Below are 2,900 nucleotides of genomic sequence, written 5' to 3' on the forward strand. Positions count from 1 at the left end.
TATAGCGGTATGCACTTGCATGAGGTACAATAGAAGAGGACAATAAATTATAGACCTAGGCAGGAGCCACGACCCGATGAAGCCCTATTCTTTAGACTTGCGACAAAAGATCATCGAGACCTACGAGGAGAATAACCTCTCACAACGTGAGTTAGCCAAAAGATTTAGAGTAGCTTTAAGCTTTATCCAGAAACTAATCAAGCAGTGGCGTGAAACAGGAAATCTAAATCCCCGACCGCATGGTGGAGGACAAAAACTCAAGCTTAAGAGCGACGAAATTATCTTGCTGGGCGATTTAGTCCAAGAAAAGAAAGATGCCACCTTAGACGAGTTAAGAAAACAAATTGAGGAAAAAACACAGACGGTGGTGAGTAACTCAACAATCAGTAGAATTTTAAAACGGCTAAATTTAACTCAAAAAAAAAAGCTTACACGCTAGGGAAAGAGACACGGAAAGAGTGCAAAAATTAAGAGAAGAATATTGGGAGAAAATCCGAGATGTTAGAGCGGAAGATTTGGTTTTCGTTGACGAGTCTGGCTCTAATCTAGGGATGACAAGACTTTATGGCAGGGCTGAAAAAGGTCAGAGAGTGTATGATTCAGTTCCGTTAAACCGAGGAAAAAACGTCACGATAATTGGAGCGATAGCGCTCAAAGGCTTGCTGGCTTTTATCAATGTATTTGGAGCCGCAAATGGTTTAATATTTGAAGCATTTATTGCTACATTATTAGTTCCAAACTTGTGGAAAGGAGCTTGTGTATTAATGGATAATGCTTCGATTCATCAGGGAGCATCTCACTTGTGCAATGAGTATTAATGCTTATAGCAGTCAAAAACTAGAAAATCTTGAACCTGATCACAAAGAGAAATGAGATTATAATAGTTATAACTTACGATTCAGAATATATCTCGATGGGAGGAACAGTCCAATGTTATCAGAAAATGAAAAAAGAATTAAAGAGTTATGTCAAGAGTTAGGGCAATGTCTTTAGGAACAATCCCAAGTTGAGAAATTTAATAACTTGGCAGAGATAGAAGAGACTGTTAGAGATTTAATGATTCAGTATGTCAACCCAGAAATCGGTATTTTTTTGTCAAAACAAGCACAGGAGAAACAGCCGGTCGGACAAGAAAAGTAAAAAGTATTTTGGGCGAATTACCAATTACAGAAAAACAAGCGAAGAAGTTAGAAGTAAAGCCTCGGACTCAGATGAGTCCAATGTTAGAGAAGAACTGTTTGCTATTAAGTGGCGATGAATCCTACGAGAAATCGGCGCAGAAAATCAAATCATTGACAGGGATTGCTGTTTCTCACAGTACCCAACAACGCCTCGTACATCGATAGGCTTTTGAAGAATTACCGTCTAACCCAGAAGTGGAAGTGGAAGAAATGAGCCTAGATGGCGGTAAGGTACGACTAAGAACTGCCAAGGGAAAAGCCTTAATTTGGCGTGATTATAAAGCAGTGAGTTTTCATCAACTGGGGGTAGCGGCTTTTTTTCAAGATAACTCAGCTTTATTAGATTTGGTTAATTCTCAAGTTTTGGCCAAGCCTTTAATTTGTTTAGGAGATGGACATGATGGTATCTGGAATTTATTTCGTGAGATCGGAGAGAAACAGGAAAGAATTGAAATATTGGATTGGTATCATTTAATCGAAAACCTCTATAAAGTTGGCGGGTCATTCCAGCGAATTGAGGAGGTAAAATGTTTTCTATGGAAGGGGGACGTGGACGCCGCTATCTCTTGTTGTGAAGGATGGTCAGAGCCGCAAGTTGAGAATTTTATTACTTATTTAAACAAGCATAAACATCGAATTGTCAATTATGGTTATTTGCAGGCAGAGGGGATTTCCATTGGCTCTGGCTCCGTCGAATCAAAAATTAAACAAATTGCTCATCGTCTTAAAATTACTGGTGCAAGTTGGCAATCTTGTAATGTACCGCAAGTCCTTCGTCATCGCTGTGCTTATCTAAATGGTTGCCTTTTTTAACTTTTTTATTGATCTCATTAAGCATTTCTACTTATTGCAAAGGTGAGATGCTCCCAGACAAGGGTTTGAAAATCTGCGAAGAGTTATTAAAGTAGAAAGAAGGGGTAGTCGCGGGGATAAAACCTATGAAGAAACAGCTTACTATATCAGTAGCCTAACTGAATCCGCTCAAGTATTTGCTAAAATTATTCGAGGACATTGGAAAATAGAAAATCAGTTACATTGGGTAAAAGATGTAATTTTTGAGGAAGATAAAAGCGAGATAAGTGATTTTCAAGCGGCAAGCAATTGGTCAATTCTCACAACTATAGGATTGAATCTTTTCAGAGGTTTGGGTTTTCTCTCAATAACAGAGAGACAGAGGTGGTTAGCTGAACGTTGGGAAAAACTGATAGTTTTATCGACGTAAGAAGCAGAAAAATTAGCTAAATTAACAGGATGTACTCTCAGACAATTTCAAGAGAGATAGGCTTGTAGTGGCTTGGGAACAAGCTTTATCAATTTATTCATAATAAATATTGGCAGAAGATTAAAAATTAGTTATTGTGACTAACTCTTTTGGTTAGAGAAAGATAAACTTGAGAATCTTCAGTCAAATTTATTGACTCAAAATCAGCTGTACTTAATTTAAATGAAACAGCCCTACCTTATCAAGGGGGGCAGGGGGGATCGGCACCCCCCTTATCAAGGGGGAATTAAGGGGGGATCAAGGGGGGATTTATCTGGGAGCATCTCACCTTTGCAATGAGCATAAATACTTAGTGAAAAAATAGGCTTTTCGAGGGTAATTCTTGTTTTAATTCTCCATGTACGCAGTCTTTAAAAGCCTCTATTTCGTTCCAAGACACGATTAAGAGTGGCTTTTAGGCTAAGTATAATTACTTATCGCGTAAGTGAGATGCTCCC

The 2,900-nt window shown here is 38.5% G+C and carries 2 protein-coding genes and 2 pseudogenes; all 4 read left to right on the top strand.

The window, feature by feature from the left end; translation table 11 throughout:
- Nucleotides 1-76 precede the first annotated feature (76 nt).
- Nucleotides 77-439, top strand: coding sequence for a helix-turn-helix domain-containing protein (locus O9290_RS22175; RefSeq protein ID WP_002759746.1), 363 nt, complete (start codon nucleotides 77-79; stop codon nucleotides 437-439).
- A 19-nt stretch (nucleotides 440-458) separates the two neighbouring features.
- Nucleotides 459-818, top strand: a complete 360-nt coding sequence (locus O9290_RS22180; protein WP_288056141.1) for a transposase — start codon at nucleotides 459-461, stop codon at nucleotides 816-818.
- A gap of 112 nt (nucleotides 819-930) precedes the next feature.
- Nucleotides 931-1,994, top strand: a pseudogene (locus tag O9290_RS22185) (ISKra4 family transposase).
- 55 nt (nucleotides 1,995-2,049) lie between these two features.
- A pseudogene (locus O9290_RS22190) lies at nucleotides 2,050-2,403 on the top strand (ISAs1 family transposase); the annotation flags it as partial.
- Between the last annotated feature and the right edge of the window lie 497 nt (nucleotides 2,404-2,900).

Source organism: Microcystis sp. LE19-41.2A (assembly GCF_027530405.1).
GTDB classification, from domain to species: domain Bacteria; phylum Cyanobacteriota; class Cyanobacteriia; order Cyanobacteriales; family Microcystaceae; genus Microcystis; species Microcystis aeruginosa.